Here is a 22433-nt window from a genome sequence, read left to right on the forward strand (position 1 = left end):
AAACTACACACCCCTCAATGCTTGATCCTATCCCGCATCGCGTACCAAAGCATGCCCAGCACATAGAGCGGCCCGCGCAGCGCCGTGCCTCCCGGGTACGGCATTGGTGTCAACGTCGAGAACAGGTCGAGCCGTGAGGCGTCGCCGGTGATCGCCTCGGCCAAAAGCTTGCCCGAGAGCGTCGACAGGATGACGCCCTTGCCGGAATAGCCGTGCGCGAAATAGACTTCGCCATAATGCCCGACATGCGGCAGCCGCGAGGTCGTTACCGACACCAGCCCGCCCCAGGCATGATCGATGCGGCAGCCCTTGAGTTGCGGAAAGGTGCTCTCCATGTGCGGCCGCACGAAACCGGCAATGTCGGCCGGCGGTGACGGCGTGTAGCGCTCGCCGCCGCCGAACAGCAGGCGTCCATCCGCGGACATCCGGTAATAGTTGACGACGAAGCGTGTATCGGACACCGCGACATTGGCCGGGATGACGTTTCGCGCGCCCTCCAGCGGCTCGGTAGCGACAATGTAGTTACCGACCGGCATGATGCGGCTGTTGACGCGCGGCTCCAGCCCGTTGAGCAGCGCGTCGCCCGCCAGCACGACATGTCGGGCCCGCACCGATCCCTTTGCCGTCGAGACCCGGATCGAGGGTTCGCGCTCCAGCTTCACGGCCACCGAATTTTCGTGGATGAACACGCCGGCCGCCACAGCCGCGCGGGCAAGCCCAAGCGTGTAGTTGAGCGGGTGCATGTGGCCGCCGAGCGGCTCATACATGGCGCCATGATAAGGCGTGTCGACCTTGGCCCGAGCCGCCGCCGCCGAGAGTATCTCGACCTCGCGGAATTTCATCGCGCTCTCGAGGCACTTGGCCTCTTCTTCCAGATCCCTGAGATCGGATCCGTTGACCGCGCCGACCAGATGGCCGGTCAGCCTTAGATCGCACTCGATGGCATTGCGCTCGATGAGCTCGAGCACCAGGCGGCGCGCTTCGAAAGCGAGATCGAACAGCATCTTGGCCCGCTCGGCTCCGTAGATCTTGACCAGACCCTTGGCGCCTTTGCGCAGACCGGGGATCATCTGGCCGCCATTTCGGCCCGATGCGCCCCAGCCGACCTTGCCGCCTTCGAGCAGCACCACCTTCAGCCCGCGTTCTGCGGCGTGAAGGGCGGCCGACAGCCCGGTGCAGCCGCCGCCGACGACGACCAGATCGGTTTCGACATCGCCGACGAGCGCCGGATGGTCCGGCGCCGGATTGGCGGTGGCGACGTAGTAGGATTTGCCGATATCGAGACCGGAATTGAACCCCGTTAAAGATTCCATCATCACACCTTCAGCAAGAGGTGATCGCGTTCCCAGCTCGTCACCACGCTTTGGAATAGGTCGAGTTCGACGCTCTTGACGCGCAGATAGGTCTGGAAGAAGTCCTCGCCGAGCAATTCGCGTACCGGGCCGCAGGCGGCGAAGCGGTCGAGTGCCTCCTCCATGGTCTTCGGCAGCGTGCTCCTGATCTTGTAGGCGTTGCCCGACGCCTCGGCCGAGCGCGGCAGTTTCTGCTCGACGCCCAGATAGCCGGCAAGCAGAGACCCGGCGATCGCCAGATAGGGATTGCAATCCGCCCCAGGCAGCCGGTTCTCCACCCGCCGCGCGGCGCGTCCTCCCGCCGGCACGCGCAGGCCGCAGGAGCGGTTGTCGTGCGACCACTCGATATTGGCGGGTGCGCTGTGGTTGGGCCTTATGCGGCGGAAAGAGTTCACGTTTGGCGCGAACAGCGGCATGATTTCCGGAACATATTTCTGCAAGCCGCCGATGAAGTGTCCAAACATCCCGGTATCGGCATCGTCGCCGCTGGCGAAAAGCGGGTTGCCGGCCTCGTCGACGACCGACATGTGCAGATGCATCGAGCTGCCGGCTTGCGCCGTGATCGGCTTGGCCATGAAAGTCGCATGCATGCCGCATTGCTGCGCGGCCTGCCGCGTAAACCGCTTGAACAAAAGCACCTGGTCGGCCAGCGGCAGGGCGTCGCCATGCAGCAGGTTGATTTCCAGCTGCGCCGTGCCCGATTCATGGATCAGCGTATCCAGCGGCAGACCGGCCGCCGCTGAATAGTCGTAGATGCGCCGGATCACCGGCTCGAATTCTTCCAGCGCTGCCATGTCATAGGGATGCTGCACACCCTCGGCGCGACCATTGGCGCCGACCGGGGCGGTCAGCGGTTTGTCCGGATCGGGGTTCGGCGCGATCAGATAGAATTCGAGTTCCGGCGCCACCACCGCGCGCCAGCCGCGCTGGCGATAGAGATCGAGCACGGCGCGCAGCACGTGGCGTGGCGAGGCCATCCATGGCCTGCCGTCCATGTGGAACGCGTCGGCGAAGACATAGGCCTTGCCCGCCCCCGCACCCGGCGCCAGGCACAGCGTCGAGACATCAGGCACCATGCGCATGTCGGGGTCCGAATAAGCAAAACCCTCGTCGATAGAGCCGGAATAGCGACCGTCGATGCTGACCAGGAAGGCGCTGCTCGGCAGATAGAGCGCGCGGTCTTCCAGCGCCTTGAGGAGTTTGGCGGTCGGCAGCGCCTTGCCGCGCAACACGCCGTTCATGTCGGGCACCAGGCATTCGACCTCGGTGATGCCGTGCTGCGTGAGCCAGGCCTTGGGGTCGTTGGTCGCGGTGTTAGTGTTTTTGTCGGGCATTTCGTTCAAGTCCGTATCAGAGAGAGAGTATGGCTTGCGCGGCCATTTCCGTTCCGGGTTGCAGCGCCATCCGGGCTGCATTGTCCCTGAGGCGGGCGCGCATGGCGTCATCGGCCAGCAGGCCGAGAATGGCTCTCTTCAATCCCCCTTCGGTCCAGCCATCGCGGCCGATATGATCGCCGACGCCGGTTTCTCCGGCGCGTGGCGCATTGTCGTGCCCGTCCCAGCAATAGGGCATGATCAGCGACGGCACGCCGAAGCGCAGCGCCTCGCAAAAGCTGTTATTGCCGACGTGGATGAACAGGTCAGACTTCGGCGCCACCGAGGGCTGCGGAACCCAAGCGTCGACGTAGACGTTATCGGGCACCGCGCAATGGTGGATGAAGGCTGGACGCCCCGGGCGCGCAAGGCCTGTGCGATGCCAATGCAGTTCAGCGCGGCGCCAGGGCCCGCCTTGGAAAACAGCGCGACGGTCGGGCTGGCTTTACGCGTCAATTCATCCTCTTCAATCCGGCCGGCTGATCACGCCGAACAGTGCGGCTCCGTGCCTGGCCGCCTGCGGTCGCCGGCTGCGGGAGAGGCGCAGGTGGATGCGAAACAGATCGGCACCCAGTTCATATCGCCGGTTGTCGAGATGGTCGAGTGTATTGAGGTGCTCGCGCAACGATTGCTTCAGCCGGAAGACGTTGATGCATGAGTCGGAGCGGCTGGGTGTGTGTAAAACCGGCGGCGCGGCAGAGCCGCGCCGTTCGACGTCGCTCCGGCTCGATCCGGTCGAGTCTCGTCGCCGTATCGCCGATCGAACGCAGATAGGTCGTCAGTCGCGGCAGTGCGCCAAGGACGCCAGCAGCAGATTGGCCGCGCCATGCAATTCCAGGAAAAATGTCTAGCGATTTTCGCCGGCAATCGGGCCGAAGCGAGGAGCGGTTCTGCGTTGTCGTTGAACGGCAGCGGCTCCAGGAGGACAACAATGCCGCCGGGCCAAGCCCAGCGGCATCTCCTTTGGTGACTACTGCCTTTTCAGCGACGAACCGCTACGGCGTCGTTCCCGCCTGAAGCTTGGCCGCCGTCTGGTCGATCTTGCCGGCAAGAACACCTTGGGCCCAGGCCGTGACCCCGGCGTCGACCGGTTTGTTGGCCATGTCCGTCAGCGCCGCGTCGAGCGATGCATCATCGGTGCCTACCGCTGCAGCGGCAGCCGCGGCCACGGCCTCATCGGCCGCCGTATTGTCGGCGTCGACCACCGCCTGCTGGGCGGTGATGTCAGCCTGCAGCGCCGATATCTGGCCGGGCAGGGCCGCCTGCTGTTCAGGTGTCATGGCGTCGATTTCGGCCTGAGACAGCGACGTCAGTGCGCTCAACTGCGAATTCAGCGTATCCAGTTGAGCCTGGGCCGCGGCAGCCGTAGCAGCGGCCGCCGCAGCCGCGGCCTGCGCATTCTTGGCTTTCGCGGACTGCGTCACGAATGCCTGAATGGCGGCGAACTTCTTGCTCTTGGAGTGCGTATAGGCGTTGACGTTGCGCTGCAGCGAGTTCAGCCGGCCGAGCTTGGCGTGGATGTTCTTGTCCTTGGGTACGGATGAGACCTTTGTGTCCGTGTCAACCGTGGTGTCGGCCGTTGTGTCCGTTTCCGTCTTGCCTGCCCGGCCCGGTGCCGACGACGACTTGCCGTGCGAAGCACCGCTGTTGCCGTTGCCATTCCCATGGGTGCCGCCATTGCCATTGCCATTGCCGCCGCCATTGCCTCCAGCATTGCCGCCGCCATTGCCATGCCCATTGCCGGCGAGCGCCGGAGACGCCAGAAGCGCCAATGCGGCAACGGCCGCGAACAGTGTTTTCCGGTTTGTCATGGTAATCTCCTCGGGAATCGCCGCACTCGCCCACCGCTGAACCACCTGCGTATGAGAAATCGCTAATGATACCCGGTAAACTTTAGACAAATGCGGTCTCAATCCGAGAGCGCGCGCTGTGCCGTACGCATAACAAGTTGAAAAGAAACAGAAAAACACCCTGTGACCTAGCATGGCACTGAAGTCCCATGCCCGCTAGACCTTGGTCTTGTGCCGTCCGGCATCCAGCGAAACGACAGAAAAAGCGGCTTAAATGGAAAGGTCGATCGATGAAAGCAGCGTCAGCCGATGCTCTCGCCGCCATCTATCACCAGCGCCTGCCCGGTCATGAAGGATGAACGGTCCGAGACGAGGAACAGGATCGCCTCGGCGATCTCTTCGGCCACCGCCCAGCGCCCCATCGGGATCTTGGTGCGGACATAGGTTTCGATCGCCTCGCGTCCGCCCATCTGGGCGATGAACGGCTCGTTGAATGGGGTGTCGACCCAGCCCGGGCAGAGCGCGTTGACGCGCACATTGTGCCGGGCATAGTCGAGCGACATCTGCCTGGTCATCGCCACCACCGCGTGCTTCGACGTCGCGTAGGCGATCATCTCGCGGTCGTAGAACACACCCGAATTCGAAGCCGTGTTGAGGATGACGCCGCCGCCTTGCGCGATCATCGACGGCATGACGATCCTCGCCGCGAGGAATTGCGCCCGCACATTGACCCGCCAGGAGGCGTCCATGCCGGCGGTCTCGACCTCGGTCAGCGTGCCGCCGACCTGGATGCCGGCATGATTGTGCAGGATGTCGATGCGTTGATATCTGTCGAGCGTACCGACGATGAGCTGGTCGACCGCATTGTCGTTCGAGACGTCGGTCGCGATCGCCTCGGCCCGGCCGCCTGCCGCCCGGATATCCGCGGCCGTTGCCTCGCCGGCGGCCTCATCCCTGTCGGCGATAATGACCACCGCGCCTTCCCTGCCCATGATCATGGCGCCGGCACGTCCGATGCCGGAGCCGGCGCCTGTCACCACGGCGATGCGGTCTTTGAGGATCATGGAGCGGCTTTCAGTTTGACGGCTTGCGCTGGCGCAGCTGCCATTGGGCAAGCACCACGAGCAGGACGGAGGCGACGAGCACGATCGTCGCGATGGCGTTGATCTCCGGCGTTACGCCGCGCCGGATAGAGGCAAAGACATATATCGGCAGCGTCGTCTGCGCGCCGGCGACGAAGAAGGCGACGATGAAGTCGTCGAAGGAGAAGGTGAAGGCGAGCAGGAAACCGGCGACCACCGCCGGCATGATCTGCGGCAGGACGATCGAGCGGAAGGTCGTCAACGGCGTGGCGTATAGATCGCTGGAGGCCTCGACCAGATTGCGATCGAGGCTGCCGAGCCGCGTGCCGACGATCATCGTCACCAGCGCCATCGAGAACAGGCCATGCGCGGCGATGATCGAGCCGTAGCCGAGCGACAGGCGCGGCGGCTGGTCGCCCGGCCAGACCGAGGCGAGGAACGGATTGACGACCGCGAACAGCTGAACGAGTGCAACCAGCGTCGAGATCCCGATGACGACGCCCGGAACGACGATCGCCGCGCCAAGCAGCCCGTCGAAGACCGCGCGGGTTCTGGCGCCGACACGCGCCAGGCCAAGCGCCGCCGCGGTGCCGAACACCGCCGCCAGCAGGGCGCTGGTGGTGGCGATGAACAGGCTGTTCTTCAGCGCCTCGACCAGGAACGGGTTGGACAGGGCCTTGCCGTACCACTGCACCGAGAAACCGGTGAACTCGCTGGCATGGTGGCCGGCGTTGAAGGAAAACAGCACGACCAGCACGATCGGCAGGTAGAGGAACGCAAAGACGGCAATGACGAAGGCGCGCATCAGATGAGGTCCACCCGGCGAGCGCCCGCAACGCGGTTCGAAATGCGGTTGGCGACAATCAGCACCACCACCGAGACCAGCACCAGCGTGATCGCGATGGCCGACCCGAACGGCCAGTTGCGCGACTGCAGGAAGAGGTCGACCAGCGCGTTGCCGATGAAGAACACCTTGCCGCCGCCGAGCAGCGTCGGGATCAGGTATTCGCCGAGCAGCAGGATCATGACCAGCGAGAAGCCGGTCATCACGCCCGGCAGCGACAGCTTCAGGGTCACGCCGACAAAGGTCGACAACGGCGTCGCGCCGAGATCGGCGGAGGCCTCCAGCAGCCTTCGGTCGAGCCGTTCGAGGCTGACATAGATCGGCAGGATCATCAGCGGCAGATAGCCGTAGACGATGCCGAGCAGGACTGCGCCCGGCGTGTTGATCAACCTGACATCCTCGATGCCGGCAAAGGCGAGCAGCGCCGGGATGCCGCGTCCACCCAGAATGTACATCCACGCATATGTCCGCATCAAAAGGCTGGTCCAGAACGGAATGACGACCAGCGCGAGCAGGATCAGCCGCCAGCGCTGCGGCGCCTGCAAGGCGAGGTAATAGGCGACCGGATAGGCGACAAGCAGGCAGGCGAGCGCGCCAACTGGCGCCAGCACCATCGTGTTCCAGAACGCGGTCGCCCGTGCCGGGAGATTGGCATATTGCGCCAGCGTGAAGGCTGCCTGGTAGCCGCCCTCCGGCGCCCGCTCGCCGACGCTGAACACGGCGATGGCGATGAATGGCAGCACCAGGAACACCACCAGCCATGCCGTCGCCGGCGCGAGCAGCAAGGCGGTCAGAAAATTACGCCGAAATCTGTTGCCGTGCATCGAAACCGCCCCGGTGCCGGCGGGCATGGGCCCGCCGGTCGATTGTCTTTATCCAGGCCACTCTCAAGCCGATTTGAAGCGCGCCATCAGTTCGGCACGGCCCGGGTCGGTCAGCGTTGCCGCCGCGCCGAATTCGAGCGGCGTCAACAGCTCCACCGCCGGATAGAGAATCGGATTGTCGAGCACTTCCTTGGGCAGCAGCTTGTTGACGCGCGCATCCGTCGAAGGCGCGCCGTTGGCGAGGTGCTCCTTCACCGCGACCTGCGGGTTCATCAGATAGTTGAGCAGCGCATAACCGGCGGGCTTGTTGGGCGCGTCCTTCGGGATCGCATAGAAATCGGTCCAGATCTCGCCGCCCTCCTTGCCCAGCACATAGGCGATCTCGGGAATGTCGCGATGCAGCTGCGCGCCGTCATTGGTCCAGCACATCGTCATCCACGCGTCGCCCGCACGCATACCGGGCTGGTAGTCGGACGAGACGGCGAACAGATGCGGCTTGACCTTCAGCAGCAGTTCCTCTGCCTTGGCGAGCTCGTCCTGCTTCAGAGAATTGAACGAATAGCCGTAATATTTCAGCGCGTTGCCGATGGTGGTGAGCTGGTAGTCGTGCACCATGGTGCGGCCATCGCCCTCGGCCATGGCGGTATCCCAGAACTCCTTCCAGCTCGTCATCGGCTTGGTCAGCTTCTTGGTGTTCACTGCAAAGCCTGTGGTGCCCCAGTTCTTCGGCACGGCGTAGATCACCTTGTCGATCGTGCCCTCGGAGGTGAAGCGCGGATCTTCCTGGGTGCCGTCGAAATTCGGCAGCTTCGCCATCTCCAGCGGCTCGATGATGCCGAGCTTCTTGTAGGTCGAGATCGTATAATTGGTCGGCACGAACAGGCTCCAGCCCGAGGCGCCGGCCTGCAGCTTGGCCAGCATCTCCTCATTGGAGCCGAACACGTTGACCTCGACGGCGACGCCGGTGTCCTTCTTGAAGTTCTCGAAGGTCTGCGGGTCATGGTAGTTCGGCCAGGTGGCGATCGACATGCGGTCGCCAAGGCTTTCGGCGGCGAAGGCAGGCGTCGGCATGATGCCGATCTCGCGCGCCATCACCGCCGTTGCGATGCCAAGGCCGGTGAGGCCAAGGAAGTCGCGGCGGCCGATCGAGCCGCGCTTCAGGCGCATCAGCTGGTCGACGAAATTCTCCGGGCTTATCGGCAGTCCGTCACGATATGATTTCGACATGTTTGTTTACCCTCTGGTTGGTCCCGTTGTTCTTGGTTTCCGGAAACGCCAGCGGCGTTCCCGTGGCATAGCCGATGGCGACGGGTTCACCCGGCTTGAAGAGATTGCCTTGGCCGATCAGGTGATCAGCCTTGGCGAGCAAAGTGCCGATGCCCTGCACTTCGATCGCGTATTCCGCGGTCGAGCCGAGGAATATCCGGTTGCGGACGATGCCCTTGAGCGGACCGCTTTCGGGAGCGCCAAGGCTGAGCGATTCAGGGCGCAGACTGACCGAGACGGTCTCGCCTTGTAGAAGCGCGGTTCGCTTGCGCGCCGCGACCACAGTGCCGTCCGCCAGCGCCACGTCCACCAGGTCGCCCGTGTGCCCGGCGACGGTGCCGCTCAACAGATTGGTCTTGCCGACGAAATCGGCGACGAACAGGTCGGCCGGCTCATCATAGATCTCGCTCGGCTGGCCGAGCTGGACGATGCGCCCGCCATTCATGACGCAGACGAAATCGCTCATCGACAGCGCTTCCTCCTGGTCGTGGGTCACCAGCACGAAGGTGATGCCGATCTCGCGCTGCAGGTTCTGCAGCTCGATCTGCATGTCGGTGCGCAGCTTCTTGTCGAGCGCCGCAAGCGGCTCGTCGAGCAGCAGCACCGCCGGCTTGTTGACCAGCGCGCGCGCCAGCGCGACACGCTGCTGCTGGCCGCCGGACAGTTCGTGGATCTTGCGGCCGCCATAGCCGGCGAGCCGCACCATTTCGAGCGCTTCGCCGGCCCGCCGGCCGATATCGCGCGACGACAGCCGTGGCCTTGCCTGGCGCAGCCCATAGGAAACGTTGGCTTCGACATCGAGATGCGGAAACAGCGCGTATTGCTGGAACACCATGTTGACCGGCCGTCGGTAGGGCGGCGTGCCGGCCATGTCCTGGCCACGGATGAACACCTGGCCTTCGCTCGGCTGTTCGAACCCGCCGATCATGCGCAGGCAGGTGGTCTTGCCGCAGCCGGACGGTCCAAGCAGCGCAACGAAGGCGGAGGGCGGCACGGCAAGGTCGATGCCGCTGACCGCGGTCACCGCGCCATAGCGCTTGGCGACGCCGCGAAATTCGATGTCGGGCACTGCGGTCAAGGCTGCGGGCTCCAGGACGATGCGATTTCAAGACGCTACCAGAGCCAATGGCATCTAGTATATACCTCGTAGGTGGTATATCTGATCTATTTTCCCGTTTAAGGTGGTATTGGATTGAGCGTTTCCCGCAGCGACGAATACAGCCGGCTCGCCACCCTTGTCGCGGCGACGCGGGAGACGAGCGGGGATCTCTTCGGTCAAGCGATGGTCGATTGGCTGCGGCAGCATGTCGGCTTCGACCATTGCGTGGTCTTCGGCTATCGGGGTGCGGCGCGCCCGCCACTGCTGTTCGAGACCTTCACGCCGACCGAAAGCCACGTCTTCGTCGCGCTCTACCAGGAAGGCCCCTACCTGCTCGACCCCTTCCATCACGCGGCGGTCGAGCGCAAGGAAGGCTTCTGGCGCATGCGCGAACTGGCTCCTGACCGCTTCTACGCCAGCGAATATTTTCGCTCCTATTACAGCCAGACCAGGCTGGCAGAGGAAGTCGGCTTCTTCGTGCCGCTGCCGGGCAAGGACGCGCTGGTGCTGTCGCTGATGCGGCTAAGCGCTTCCGGTCCGTTCGGCACCGCCGATGCCAGGCTGCTGCGCGACATGGCGCCGGCGGTGATCAGCTTCACCAGGCTGCGCTGGCCAACCCTTCCCACCGAGGAACCGGCCGAGACGAAGCAGGACCAGGAAATCACCGAGGTCAACGAGTTCGACCGCGCCCATATCTGGAAAAGCCTGTCGCTGACGCCACGCGAAAAACACGTCGTCGACCTAGTGCTGCAGGGCCATTCGACAGAATCGATCGCCAGGGCCATGCGCATCGTGCCGGGAACCGTGAAGGTCCATCGCCGCAACATCTACCGCAAGCTCAAGATCAAGTCGCAGGCCGGCCTTTTCGCCCGCTTTGTCGAGATCATCGATGCGCGGATACGGTGATTCCCGCAGGCCGCTGACTACCTCGGATCAGACTTGCCATGAGCCGGTTTCGGCCATCCGCTCGAGCAAAGGAGCCGGTTTGAAAACATCCTTGCCTGTCCGCTCATGCCAATACCTGAGTCGCCCGACGATCCTGTCCGCGCCTTCGAGGCCGGCCCAGAACATCGGGCCGCCCTTGCCGACGGGAAAGCCATAGCCATTGACCCAGACGACATCGATGTCGGACGCACGGGCAGCGATTCCCTCCTCCAGAATCTTCGCCCCCTCGTTGATCAGGGGATAGAGTGTGCGCTCGATGATTTCGTCGGCGCCTATCGTGCGCGGCACGATGCCCTTTTCCGCCGCCTTGCCGCGAATTAGCGCCTCGACCTCGGGATCGGGCACCGGCATTCGCGAACCGTTCTCGTAGAGATAGAAGCCACGGCCGGTTTTCTGGCCGAAACGCCCCTGTTCGCACAGTGTGTCGGCGATGACGGCCGTCAGGCCCCGCGCCTTGCGGTTGCGCCAGCCGATGTCGAGACCGGCAAGGTCGCCCATCTGGAACGGACCCATTGGCCAGCCGAAATCGGTGAACGCCTTATCGATCTGGCTGGGGGTAGCGCCTTCGAGCAGCAGCGCCTCGGGTTCCGAGCCGCGCGCGGCCAGCATGCGGTTGCCGACGAAGCCGTGGCAGACGCCGACGACGACAGCCACCTTGCCGATCCGGCGTGCAAGGTCGACCACGGTCGCCAGCGCATCGGGTGCCGTTTTTTCGGCGCGTACGATCTCCAGCAGTTTCATGACGTTGGCCGGCGAGAAGAAATGCAGGCCGAGGACATCCTGCGGCCGCGAGGTCGAGGCGGCGATTTCGTCGATGTCGAGATAAGAGGTGTTGGTGGCGAGGATGGCGCCCGGCCTCGCCACCGCGTCAAGCTTCCCGAAGATTTCTTTCTTGACCGCCATGTCCTCGAACGCTGCCTCGACGATCAGGTCGCAATCGGCGAGATCGGCATGGTCGACCGTGCCTTTGAACTGGGCGAGCCGCTGCCGCTTGGCATCCTCGCTCAAGGAGCCGCGTGCAACCGAGACGGTGTAATTCTTCTCGATCGTCGCCAGCCCGCGCCGCAGCGCCTCCTGGCTGGTTTCCAGCAAGGTGACGGGAAAGCCGCCATTGGCGAATGCCATGGCAATGCCGCCGCCCATTGTGCCGGCGCCGATGACACCGACGCGGGCGATCCTGCGCTTGACGACATCCTTGCCGGGAAGCTTGGCCGCCTCGCGTTCGGCGAAAAACAGATGCCGCTGGGCGCGCGACTGGTCGCTGGCGACGAGCTTGACGAACAGCGCCCGCTCCTCCGCCAGCGCCTCGTCGAAGGGCAGCGTGACGGCATTGCGCACCGCCTGCGCACAGGCAACAGGCGCTTCGAGGCCACGCGCTTTGCGGGCAAGATCCGCGACCTCGGCATCGAAGGCGGCAAGGTCGGTTTCCTTGAGGACGTCGTCGCGGTCGCGTACCGGCGTGAACGGACCACCCTTGCGGGCCATCTCGCGGACGAAATTGACGACGTGGGTGGTCAGATCGCCTTCGAAAACGGCATCCAGCAGGCCGGCGCCGTATGCCTCATCGGCACCGATCGGTGTACCGGAAACGATCATCTTCAATGCCTTGGCGGCGCCAACCAGGCGCGGCAGCCGCACCGTGCCGCCGCCACCGGGCAGGATGCCGAGCTTCACCTCGGGCAGGCCGAGCCTTGCGCCTTGATCGGCAACGCGGAAATGGCAGCCGAGCGCCAATTCCAGCCCGCCGCCGAGCGCGGTACCCTGGATGGCGGCGACGGTCGGCTTGGCAATGGCTTCCAGCACCGCCACGATGGCGCGCAATTCCGGGTGCTGCATCGGCTTGCCGAATTCGGTGATGTCGGCACCGGCAACGAAGGTCCGGCCGGCGCAAGCAATGACGATTGCCGCGACCGATGCGTCATCGCGCAAAGCGGCCAGAGCCTGCATCAGCGGTTCGCGGACGTGGAAACTCAGCGCGTTTACCGGCGGATTGTCGATGGTGACGATGGCGACGCCACCCTCGTTCGCGACGCTGACAGAACTGGACAAGTGGGGGCCTCCCAAGACCGACTGAGATCGGGGACCGGTTTACAAGGCCACGCCGCGAATGGGAACCGGCTGGTCCAATCGTTGGCAAGACAGGCTGCGGTCGCGCCGGAGACGTTGCGGTCAGCGCACCGCCTTCTCGCCGCCCGCAGCCGTGATCACCCCTACGATGATAAGCCCGGTCAGCAAGAGCCGCACCCCGGCGCTGACGCCGAATGTGTTGAGCATGGTGAGCAGCAGCACCAGGAACAGCGCCGCCCCCCAGACGCCGGGCACATTGGCCTTGCCGCCCGCCACCGACGTGCCGCCGATGACGACCACGGCGATCGAAGCGAGCAGGTATTCGTTGCCGATGTCGACGTTGGCGCCGCGGAAATAACCGGCGAGCAGCGCGCCGTCGATGCCGCCGAGCGCGCCCGACAGCGTATAGGTGAGGAAGCGGATGCGCCCGACATTGACACCGGCGAGCCAGGCGGCGCGGATATTCTGGCCGATCGCCAGCACCGAGCGGCCATAGATCATGCGCTGCAAGGCGATGGCCGCTGCGATGGTGAACAGCACGGTGAGGATCGCCAGCACGGGTACGCCCAGCACCTGCCAGTTGGTGAAATCGGCGAAGCCAGGCGGCGGCTTGATCTGCAGTCCGCGCCCATAGCTGATGTCGACCGACTGGATGATGAAGCTCGCCGACAGCGTGGCGATGATCGGCGGGATGCGCAGCGCCCAGATCAGTAGATAGTTGATGGCCCCGATCGCGGCGCCACAGGCGAGCGCCGCCAGCAATCCGACCAGGATCATGGCATCGCTGCCGCCCATCACCTTCATGGCGACCGCGCTGGCGAGGCCGATATTGGCCGGCAGCGACAGGTCGACATTGCCGGGTCCAAGCGTGATGACGAACATCTGGCCGACACCGACGATGACGGTGAACACGGCAAGCGACAATGCCGCCGTGACCATGCCTCCGCCGCCATAGCCCCCTGTGAAGGCGATCGTCGCCAGCCACACCAGCAGCGCACCGACAAACGACCATATCCAGGGTTTTGTGAGCAGGGTCTTCAGCGAAGCCATCGCTCACCGTTCCCTGCGGCTGATCAGCACCCGCGCCGCAAGCACGATGATCAGGATGGCGCCGTTGGCGGCCACCTGCCAGTCGGGCGGAATGTGCATGAAGGTGAGCAGCGGCGAGGCGGCCAGCGCCAGCGTCAGCGCGCCGATGACGGCGCCGGTTGGCGAGACCCTGCCGCCGACGAACTCGCCGCCGCCGAGGATGACCCCGGCGATGGCCAGCAGCGTGTAACCATTGCCGATATTGGCATCGGCGGAGGTGGTGATGCCGATCAGCGCCATGCCCGACAGAACGCCGAACAGGCCGGCCAGCGCAAACAGCACGATCTTGGTCCTGAGCAGCGACCAGCCGGCGCGCTTGAGCGCCGCCGGATTGCCGCCCGAGCCGCGCAGGATCACCCCATAGGAGGTACGCATCAGGCCGAAATGCACGACGGCCGCGATCAGCAGCGCGGCGATGATCGGAAACGGAATGAAAGGCGGTTTGAACGACATGATCGCCAAAAGCCAGTCCGGCGCCTTGCCGCCCGGTTTTGGCAGGACGAGAATGGCGAGGCCCTGCCAGACGAAGCTCATGCCGAGCGTCACCACGATGGAGGGCAGGTTGCGCAGATGGATCAGCGCGCCGAGCAGCGCATAGATGCCGATCGATCCGGCGAGAATAAGGACTCCAATGAGTGGCGCATCCTTCAGCCAGGTCGCGGTGACGCAACCGACAAAACCGACAAAGGTGCCGATCGAGAGATCAAGCTCGTTGCCGGCGATGACGAACATCTGCGCGATCGTCGCCAGCGCGATCGGAATCGCCAGGTTCAACATCAGGCTGAAGCCGAAATAGCTGATGGCGCGCGGATTGAGCCAGGCGATCGCGAGCAACACCAGCGCTAGGGATAGCGCGGGCAGCAGGCCGCGCAACAGCCGCGCCCGCGCCGCCGCATTGCGTGCCGCCGATCCCTTGAAGCCATTGTCGATTGGCGTCGCCGTCATCTCAGGCCGCATCGCCGAAGGAGGACTGGATGATCTTCTCTTCGGTCAGCTCGTCGCGCGTCAGATTGGCCACGATGCGGCCGTTCTTGAAGACATAGATGTGGTCGCAATTGTCGAGCTCTTCGGTTTCGGTCGTGTACCAGAGGAAGGAGCGTCCGCGGCCCGCCTCCTCGCGCACGAGATCGTAGACCTCCAGCTTGGTACCGATGTCGACGCCGCGCATCGGGTCGTCCATCAGCACGATCTGGGCATCGGAGCCGAGCGCCCTGGCGAACAGCGCTTTCTGCTGGTTGCCGCCCGAGAGCGAGAAGATGTTGTTGTTCATGTCAGGCGTGCGGATGCCGATCTTCTTCTGCCAGAACGCGGCCAATTCGGCCTCACGCTGGGGTGAAATCAACAGCCCGTTGCGCAAGCGCGCCAGCGAGCGGATGCCGATGTTTTCGGCAACCGACCATTGCGGGAAAATGCCATCGGACTGGCGGTCGCCCGCCACCAGCGCGACCGGCGCCGTCACCTCGATGCCGGGCTTGGCGCGTGCGGCGGCGTCGAAGATACGCAGCAGCAAGTCGGTCTGTCCGTGACCGGCCAGCCCGGCAAGGCCGATGATCTCGCCCGCGCGCGCGACGAGATCCTTGCCATCCGCCTGTCCGGCGGGCCGCGCCCGGACGCGAAGCGGATTGGCGCCTGTCTTGGCGGCAGCGGCCTGCGCGGCGGTCTTCGCGCGCGCCTCGGCTCCGCCCATCACGGTCACCAGCCGGTCGCGATCGAAGGCGCCAGCCGCGTCCGACGCCACCACCTTGCCGTCACGCATCACCACGATCCGGTCGGCGTTCCGCAGCACCTCGCCCAGCACGTGCGAGATCAGGATGCAGCTTTTGCCGCCGGCGACGAAGCGGCGCACGAAGGCCAGCAACTGGCCCGATGTGTGCGCGTCGAGCGACGAGGTCGGTTCGTCGAGGATGACCAGGTCGAGCCGGTCCTGAGTCACGGTGAAGGCACGCGCCACCTCGACCATCTGGCGCCGGCCGATCGACAGATCGCTGACAATGTCCCAGGCCGAGATGCCATGGTCCGGAAAGATTTCGTCCAGCTTGGCGGCGATCAGCTCCGCCGCCTTGCGCCGCCAGCCGAAGCCGGTGAGCGAAGCATGATTGATGCGCGTGTTTTCGGCGACGCTGAGATTGGGGCACAGCGACAGTTCCTGGAACACGCAGCGTATGCCAAGCTGCTGCGCCCGCGACACCAAGTAGTTGTCCTCGATGCCGCCATGCACGGTGATCGTGCCGCCGTCGGGCGTCGAGGTCCCGGCCACCATGTGCATCAGCGTCGACTTGCCGGCGCCATTATGGCCGACGAGGCCGACGCACTCGCCGGGCCCGACATGGAAATCCACCCCGCCTAGCGCCCTGACGGCGCCGAAATGCTTTTCGGCACCGTCAAGTCTTACGATGTCAACGCTGACGGCGCCGAATTGGTTTTCGGCGCCGCCCTGTCTGACGATGTCCGTGTCGCCTGCAGCCATGCTCAACGATATCCGCTCGATGATGCCCGCGGCAACGCGTCTGCGACTTTCACTTGATATTGGCTTTGATCGCCGCGATGGCATCTTCCTGCGTGTATTCGTGGGTGGCGACACCGCCCTCCTTGATCTTGGGCAAGGCCGCCTCGAAATCGTCCTGGGTGAAGGCCAGATACGGCACCAGCAGATCGTGCGGAATGTCCTTGCGGCCATCGAGCACCTGCTGCGCCACCCAGAAGGCGAGCGTCGATACGCCCGGCGCGATCGAAGCCGACCAGGTCTGATAGCCGTCCTTGTCCTTCTGCTCCTTCCACCACTTCAATTCGTCCTGCCGGTTGCCCATGATGATGGTCGGGCGCGGCTTGCCGGCGGCGGCGAAGGCTTGCGCGGCGCCATAGCCGTCACCGCCCTGGTCGACGATGCCGACGACGTCGGGCAGCGACGGCAGGATGGTCGCCACCGCCTTCTGAGCCGTGGTCTGGTCCCAGTCGCCGGTGACAGAACCGACGATCTTGAATTCGGGATGCGCGGCCACGCCTTCGAGGATGCCTGCATGGATGGCATCGTCGATCGAGGTGCCGGCAAGCCCCCGGATTTCAAGCAGATTGCCGCCCTTGGGCTGGAACTTGGCCATGTGCTCGACTTCCTGCTTGCCCATGTCCTTGAAGTCGACGACGACGCGATAGGCGCAAGGCTCGGTGACGGTGCCGTCGAAGGAGACGACGGTGATGCCGGCATCGCAGGCCTGCTTGATGGCGCCGTTGAGCGCATCCGGCGAGGCGGCGTTGATGACGATGGCGTCATAGCCCTGCAGGATCAGGTTCTGCACCTGGGCGGCCTGGGTCGGCACTTCCTTGTCGGCGGTGGTGAAGACATCGGCCGCCCCGACGACCTTGTCGTCGACGGCCTTCTTGGTGACGATGCCATAGCTGTCGAGCATCGCCTGCCGCCACGAATTGCCGGCATAATTGTTGGAGAACGCGATCTTCTTGCCGCTGGTGTCCGCAAAAGCCGTACCGGCCGCGAGCACCGCTGCAAGCGTGCTGAGAACCAATAGTTTCTTCATGTGATACTCCTCCCGAGAGTTGCTGATCAGTTTGATTGTCGACGAATTTCGCGATTGCGATCCTGTTTTTTATCTATTGTCAGACAAAAGTGCAGAAGGCCGGCGGGCTGTCAACTGCAATCCGATGTGCGCCGGCGATCAACTTGCGGTGCGCTGATTGAAATGGCGTCGTTTGATGGCTAGGCATGCGGGCCAGGAGAGCGAACAAGCATGGCAGTGACGCCGACTGTGCCGCCGGGCGCACCGGGAATTCCCGCGCGCTGGACCTCAAGCGCCAAGAGCGGAGTCGGCTCGGCGCTTTCGCCGTCCAGCCGCGTCTGGTTCACCATCAGCCACGGNCCTCAAGCGCCAAGAGCGGAGTCGGCTCGGCGCTTTCGCCGTCCAGCCGCGTCTGGTTCACCATCAGCCACGGGATCCTGAACGAGGTGTATTACCCGCGCGTCGACAGCGCCTGCACGCGCGACCTCGGCCTCATCGTCACCGGCAGGGATGGCTATTTCTCCGAGGAGAAGCGCGATGCCTCGCACGGCATCGGGCCGTTCGAGGACGGCGTGCCCGCCTACAGGCTGGCCAATACAGCCGATGACGGCGCCTACCGGATCGAGAAGCGTATTCTGGCCGATCCGGCGCGTCCGACCTTGGTGCAGGAAATCACCTTCAGCCCGATCAAGGGCTCCGCGGCCGACTACCGCGTCTACGCGCTTCTGGCGCCGCATCTGGTCAATGCCGGCATGGGCAACACCGCCTGGGTCGGCGAGTACCAGGGAAAGCCTGTCCTGTTTGCCTCGGGGCGCGGCACCTGCCTGGCGCTGGTCTCGTCCCTGCCTTGGCGGGATTGCTCGGCCGGCTATGTCGGCTTCTCCGACGGCTGGCAGCAACTCAACAATACCGGCAAGCTCGACACGGCTTGCCGGCGTGCCGAGGACGGCAATGTCGCGCTGACCGGCGAGATCGGCTTCACCGCCGCCAACACAAAAACCGTGCTGGCGCTGGGTTTCGGGACGACACCGGACGAAGCCGCCGAAAACGCCTTCGCCAGCCTGAAGCAGGGTTTTGAACCGGCGGCGAAATTGTACGTCGAACAATGGCGCAAATGGCAGGCGGGGCTGCTGCCACTGGACCGCCACGCGGTCCCCGGAGTGAACAGCTACCGCGTCTCCACCGCGGTGCTGGCAACCCACCGGTCGTCGGCAATGCCCGGGGCGGCGGTGGCCAGCCTGTCGATCCCATGGGGATTCAACAAAGGCGACGATGATCTCGGCGGCTACCATCTTGTCTGGCCACGCGACCTGGTCGAAACGGCGGGCGGCTTTCTCGCCGCCGGCGATGCCGCTTCGGCGCTGCGGATCCTGGAATATCTCCGCTTCATCCAGCAGCCGGACGGCCATTGGCCGCAGAACGCCTGGCTCGATGGCTCCGCTTATTGGCCTGGCATCCAGATGGACGAATGCGCCTTTCCCTTGCTGCTGGCGGATGCCCTGCATCGCGCTGGCCACTTGCCGCGTGCCAGGCTGAAGGCCTTCCTGCCGATGATCGAGCGCGCCGCCTCCTATGTCGTGCGCAATGGTCCGGTCACCGGCGAGGACCGCTGGGAAGAAGACGCCGGCTATAGCCCGTTCACGCTGGCCGTCGAGATCGCGGCACTGCTTGCCGGCGCCGACCTGCTCGACGGCTGCGGCAAAGCGGCGGAGGCGGCCTACCTGCGCGAAACCGCCGACTGCTGGAACGATCAGGTCGAGCGCTGGACTTATGTCAGCGGCACCGCCATCTGCAAGACCGTCGGCGTCGGCGGCTATTACGTCCGCATTGCGCCGCCAGACGACCCCGACGCCGGCTCGCCGAAGGACGGCTATGTGCCGATCAAGAACCGCCCACCCGGCGAAACGGACCGACCGGCCGAGGAAATCGTCAGCCCGGATGCGCTGGCGCTGGTGCGCTTTGGCCTGAGAGCCGCCGACGATCCGCGCATCGTGGACACCGTCAAGGTCATCGACGCGCAACTGCGCTGCGAACTGCCGCAAGGGCCGCTCTGGTACCGCTATAACAGCGACGGCTATGGCGAGCATGAGGATGGCGCGCCCTTCGACGGCACCGGCCAGGGCCGGCCCTGGCCCCTGCTGGCCGGCGAAAGGGCGCATTACGAGCTGGCCGCCGGGAGCAAGGACAAGGCGGCCAGCTTGCTCGATGCGCTGGAACGGTCGGCCGGGCCTGGCGGCCTGCTGCCCGAACAGGTGTGGGACGGCGCCGATATTCCCGAACGCGAGTTGCTGCATGGCAAGCCATCGGGCAGCGCCATGCCACTGGTCTGGGCGCATTCCGAACACATCAAGCTGCTGCGCTCGCTCCGCGATGGCGCCGTCTTCGATATGCCGCCGCAAGGCGTGAAGCGCTACATCCAGGACAAGACCGTATCCTCGTTCAGGGCATGGCGCTTCAACAACAAGATTCGCGCACTGCCCGAGGGCAAGACATTGCGCGTCGAGCTGCTGACGGCGGCCACCGTCCACTGGAGCACGGACAATTGGGCAACCGCCCACGACAGCCGGACAGCGGAAAACGCTTTCGGCCTTCACCTTGTCGATCTACCCACGGCCAGCCTCCTCAACGGAAGCACACTGCTCTTCACTTTTTTCTGGCCCGGAACCGGCGATTGGGAGAATGTCGACTTCTCCGTCATGTCAGGCGCGCAGGACAGCCACTAGATCCTTCCTCGACAACCCCAGAAAATCTCTAGGAAACAGGGACGAAACCATGCAGATCGGAATGATGGGACTGGGCCGGATGGGCGCCAACATGGTGCGGCGGCTGATGCGCGACGGCCACGAATGCGTCGTCTATGACATCAACCCGGCCAGCGTCGCGGCGCTTGTGAGCGACGGCGCCTTGGGGGCGGCATCCCTGGAAGAATTCGTCGGCAAGCTGGCCAAGCCGCGCTGTGTCTGGCTGATGCTGCCGGCGGCGATCACCGGCAGGATCATCGATCAGGTCGCGGCGCTGATTGAGCCCGGCGACATCGTCATCGACGGCGGCAATTCCTACTATCACGACGCCGTCGACCAGGCCGCGAAACTGGCCACCAAGGGCATGCATCTTGTCGATGTCGGCACCAGTGGCGGTGTTTGGGGGCTGGAGCGCGGCTACTGCCTGATGATCGGCGGTCCCGACGTGGCGGTGCAGCACCTCGATTCGGTCTTTGCCACACTGGCGCCTGGCGCTGATGCCGGCGCGCCCACCCCGGACAAGACCGCCGGCACCGCGCCCTATGGCTACCTGCATTGCGGACCGAGCGGCGCCGGCCATTTCGTCAAGATGGTGCACAACGGCATCGAATACGGCGTCATGGCCGCCTATGCCGAAGGCATGAACATCCTGAAGTCGGCCAATGCCGGCAAACGGCAGCGGACGGCCGACGCCGAGACAAGCCCGCTGGAAAACCCGCAATACTACCAGTTCGACATCGACCTTCCGCAGGTGGCCGAGGTGTGGCGGCATGGCAGCGTCATCGGCTCCTGGCTGCTCGATCTCACCGCCGGCGCGCTGAAGAGCGATCCGGGTCTGGCGCAATTCGGCGGCCGGGTCTCGGATTCCGGCGAGGGCCGCTGGACGCTGAAGGCGGCGATTGACACCGGCGTGCCGGCACCGGTGCTGTCGTCGGCCCTGTTCGACCGCTTCTCCTCGCAAGGCGAATCCGAATTCGCCGACAAGCTGTTGTCCGCCATGCGCTATGCCTTTGGCGGGCACATCGAAAAGCCGAAGGGCGGCAAGTGACGGCGACAGGGGAGACGCTCGCATGAGCCAGGAACGGTCCGATACGCTGGTGCTCTTCGGAGCGACCGGCGACCTCGCCCACAAGAAGATATTTCCAGCGCTTTACCAGATGGTCGCCAAGGGCACGCTCACCGAACCGGTGATCGGCGTCGCCTTCGATGCATGGGACTTGAAGCAGTTGCAGGACCGCGCCCGCGACGGCATCGTCCATGCCCTCGGCGCCGTCGACGAGACGGTCTTCGCCAAGTTCGCGTCGCTGCTGCGCTATGTCAGCGGCGACTATCGCGATCCCACAACCTTCGAGAAGCTGAAGACGGCACTCGGCAGCGCCCAGCGGCCGCTGCATTACATGGCGGTGCCGCCGTCCATGTTCGAGACCGTCGTGCAAGGGCTGGAGCAATCCGGCACCGCGCATGGCGCGCGGCTGATGGTCGAAAAGCCGTTCGGTCACGATCTGCAGTCGGCGCGCTGGCTGAACCGGGTGCTGCACCTGGTGTTCGACGAACAGTCGATCTTCCGCATCGACCACTATCTCGGCAAGGAGGCGATCCAGAACCTGCTCTATTTCCGCTTCGCCAACTCCCTGCTGGAGCCGATCTGGAACCGCAATTACGTCGAGAGCGTGCAGATCACGATGGCAGAGGATTTCGGCGTCGAGGGGCGCGGGCGGTTCTATGACGATGTCGGCGCCATCCGCGACGTCATCGAGAACCATCTGCTCAACATCCTCCTGCTCCTGGCCATGGAGCCGCCGGTCGGCCGCTCCGCCGACGACCTGATCGACGAGAAGGTGCAGGTGTTGCGCGCCATCCGGACATTGACGAAAGACGATGTCGTGCGCGGCCAGTTCACCGGCTATCTCGCCGAGCCCGGCGTGGCGCCGAACTCGCCGGTCGAGACCTTCGCGGCGGTACGCTTTTTCGTCGACACCTGGCGCTGGCAGGACGTGCCGTTCTTCATCCGCGCCGGCAAGAACATGCCGGTGCATGTCACCGAGGTGGTGGTGCGGCTGAAACGGCCGCCGCTCGATGTCTTCGACCCGATCAAACCCGCCGACCAGAATTACGTCCGCTTCCGCATCGACCCGCAGGTGATGATCGCCATCGGCGCCCAGCGCAAGGCGCCCGGCGACGACATGATCGGCGAGCAGGTGGAACTCACCGCGCTCGACGATTCGAAGGGGGACATGCCGCCTTATGAACGGCTGATCGGCGACGCCATGAACGGCAACGGCCAGCTCTTCACCCGCCAGGACGCCGCCGAACTCGCCTGGCGCATCGTCGGTCCGGTGCTCGGCGACACCACGCCGCCGCATCTTTACGAGCCGAGGACGTGGGGGCCAGCGGACGCCATGGCCGGCTTCGGGCCGCCCAATGGCTGGATCGACCCGGTCGCATGAGTGGA

Annotated in this window: 18 protein-coding genes and 1 pseudogene; 5 read left to right on the forward strand and 14 right to left on the reverse strand. The window is 64.6% G+C overall.

Annotated elements, in window-relative coordinates:
* Positions 1 to 14: 14 nt before the first annotated feature.
* From X742_RS157650 to X742_RS157640, 3 genes are read right to left on the reverse strand one after another with little or no spacing between them, the layout of a single operon-like run.
* Positions 15 to 1313, reverse strand: a complete 1299-nt coding sequence (locus tag X742_RS157650) for an FAD-binding oxidoreductase (RefSeq protein ID WP_031247852.1) — start codon at positions 1311 to 1313, stop codon at positions 15 to 17.
* Between the two features lie 2 nt (positions 1314 to 1315).
* Positions 1316 to 2686 carry a glutamine synthetase family protein gene (locus X742_RS157645; protein WP_023771839.1) on the reverse strand — a complete coding sequence of 457 codons (1371 nt, stop codon included), beginning with the start codon at positions 2684 to 2686 and terminating at the stop codon, positions 1316 to 1318.
* Positions 2687 to 2702: 16 nt separating this feature from the next.
* The gene (locus X742_RS157640; RefSeq protein ID WP_031247853.1) at positions 2703 to 3008 is read right to left on the reverse strand and encodes a nucleotide disphospho-sugar-binding domain-containing protein; all 306 of its coding nucleotides are present in this window, start codon (positions 3006 to 3008) and stop codon (positions 2703 to 2705) included.
* A 51-nt stretch (positions 3009 to 3059) separates the two neighbouring features.
* Here X742_RS157640 and X742_RS1000000173930 point away from each other — a divergent pair, with 51 nt between their 5' ends.
* Positions 3060 to 3383: a hypothetical protein gene (locus X742_RS1000000173930; RefSeq protein WP_023771841.1), complete on the forward strand. Its 324-nt coding sequence runs from the start codon at positions 3060 to 3062 to the stop codon at positions 3381 to 3383.
* 337 nt (positions 3384 to 3720) lie between these two features.
* On the opposite strand, the gene X742_RS157630 is transcribed toward X742_RS1000000173930, so the two are convergent.
* From X742_RS157630 to X742_RS157605, 6 genes are all read right to left on the reverse strand, one after another.
* A complete protein-coding gene (locus tag X742_RS157630; protein WP_023771842.1) occupies positions 3721 to 4536 on the reverse strand; it encodes a hypothetical protein in 816 nt (271 codons plus the stop codon).
* Positions 4537 to 4817: 281 nt separating this feature from the next.
* Positions 4818 to 5579: a glucose 1-dehydrogenase gene (locus tag X742_RS157625; protein ID WP_023771843.1), complete on the reverse strand. Its 762-nt coding sequence runs from the start codon at positions 5577 to 5579 to the stop codon at positions 4818 to 4820.
* Positions 5580 to 5589: 10 nt separating this feature from the next.
* Positions 5590 to 6402, reverse strand: a complete 813-nt coding sequence (locus X742_RS157620; RefSeq protein WP_023771844.1) for an ABC transporter permease — start codon at positions 6400 to 6402, stop codon at positions 5590 to 5592.
* Complete coding sequence (locus X742_RS157615) at positions 6402 to 7292, reverse strand: ABC transporter permease (protein ID WP_198019198.1); 891 nt, start codon at positions 7290 to 7292, stop codon at positions 6402 to 6404. The genes X742_RS157620 and X742_RS157615 overlap by 1 nt, the downstream gene beginning before the upstream one ends.
* 36 nt (positions 7293 to 7328) lie before the next feature.
* Positions 7329 to 8492: a spermidine/putrescine ABC transporter substrate-binding protein gene (locus tag X742_RS157610; protein ID WP_023771846.1), complete on the reverse strand. Its 1164-nt coding sequence runs from the start codon at positions 8490 to 8492 to the stop codon at positions 7329 to 7331.
* Positions 8473 to 9609 carry an ABC transporter ATP-binding protein gene (locus X742_RS157605; protein WP_023771847.1) on the reverse strand — a complete coding sequence of 379 codons (1137 nt, stop codon included), beginning with the start codon at positions 9607 to 9609 and terminating at the stop codon, positions 8473 to 8475. The genes X742_RS157610 and X742_RS157605 overlap by 20 nt, the downstream gene beginning before the upstream one ends.
* A 114-nt stretch (positions 9610 to 9723) precedes the next feature.
* Here X742_RS157605 and X742_RS157600 point away from each other — a divergent pair, with 114 nt between their 5' ends.
* The gene (locus X742_RS157600) at positions 9724 to 10536 is read left to right on the forward strand and encodes a LuxR C-terminal-related transcriptional regulator (protein WP_023771848.1); all 813 of its coding nucleotides are present in this window, start codon (positions 9724 to 9726) and stop codon (positions 10534 to 10536) included.
* A 27-nt stretch (positions 10537 to 10563) separates the two neighbouring features.
* Here the strand turns inward: X742_RS157600 and X742_RS157595 are convergent, their stop codons facing one another.
* From X742_RS157595 to X742_RS157575, 5 genes are all read right to left on the reverse strand, one after another.
* Positions 10564 to 12624: a 3-hydroxyacyl-CoA dehydrogenase NAD-binding domain-containing protein gene (locus tag X742_RS157595; protein ID WP_023771849.1), complete on the reverse strand. Its 2061-nt coding sequence runs from the start codon at positions 12622 to 12624 to the stop codon at positions 10564 to 10566.
* Between the two features lie 120 nt (positions 12625 to 12744).
* A complete protein-coding gene (locus X742_RS157590; RefSeq protein ID WP_023771850.1) occupies positions 12745 to 13692 on the reverse strand; it encodes an ABC transporter permease in 948 nt (315 codons plus the stop codon).
* A gap of 3 nt (positions 13693 to 13695) precedes the next feature.
* The gene (locus tag X742_RS157585; RefSeq protein ID WP_023771851.1) at positions 13696 to 14676 is read right to left on the reverse strand and encodes an ABC transporter permease; all 981 of its coding nucleotides are present in this window, start codon (positions 14674 to 14676) and stop codon (positions 13696 to 13698) included.
* Between the two features lies 1 nt (position 14677).
* Entirely contained in the window at positions 14678 to 16198 is a 1521-nt protein-coding gene (locus tag X742_RS157580; protein ID WP_023771852.1) for a sugar ABC transporter ATP-binding protein, read from the reverse strand.
* A gap of 49 nt (positions 16199 to 16247) precedes the next feature.
* Positions 16248 to 17261, reverse strand: a complete 1014-nt coding sequence (locus X742_RS157575) for an ABC transporter substrate-binding protein (protein ID WP_023771853.1) — start codon at positions 17259 to 17261, stop codon at positions 16248 to 16250.
* Between the two features lie 210 nt (positions 17262 to 17471).
* Between X742_RS157575 and X742_RS0136700 the strand changes: the two are divergent.
* The 3 genes and pseudogenes from X742_RS0136700 (at position 17472) to zwf (ending at position 22428) form a co-directional block, all read left to right on the forward strand.
* Positions 17472 to 19963 (forward strand): annotated as a pseudogene (locus tag X742_RS0136700) (glucan 1,4-alpha-glucosidase).
* Positions 19964 to 20012: 49 nt separating this feature from the next.
* Positions 20013 to 21029, forward strand: a complete 1017-nt coding sequence (gene gnd, locus X742_RS157570) for a phosphogluconate dehydrogenase (NAD(+)-dependent, decarboxylating) (RefSeq protein ID WP_023771854.1) — start codon at positions 20013 to 20015, stop codon at positions 21027 to 21029.
* A gap of 22 nt (positions 21030 to 21051) precedes the next feature.
* Positions 21052 to 22428 (forward strand): glucose-6-phosphate dehydrogenase, encoded by a 1377-nt coding sequence (gene zwf, locus X742_RS157565; protein ID WP_015315078.1) that lies wholly within the window; start codon positions 21052 to 21054, stop codon positions 22426 to 22428.
* Positions 22429 to 22433: the final 5 nt, after the last annotated feature.

The organism is Mesorhizobium sp. LNHC229A00 (assembly GCF_000502415.1).
In the GTDB taxonomy this organism is placed as follows: Bacteria; Pseudomonadota; Alphaproteobacteria; order Rhizobiales; family Rhizobiaceae; genus Mesorhizobium.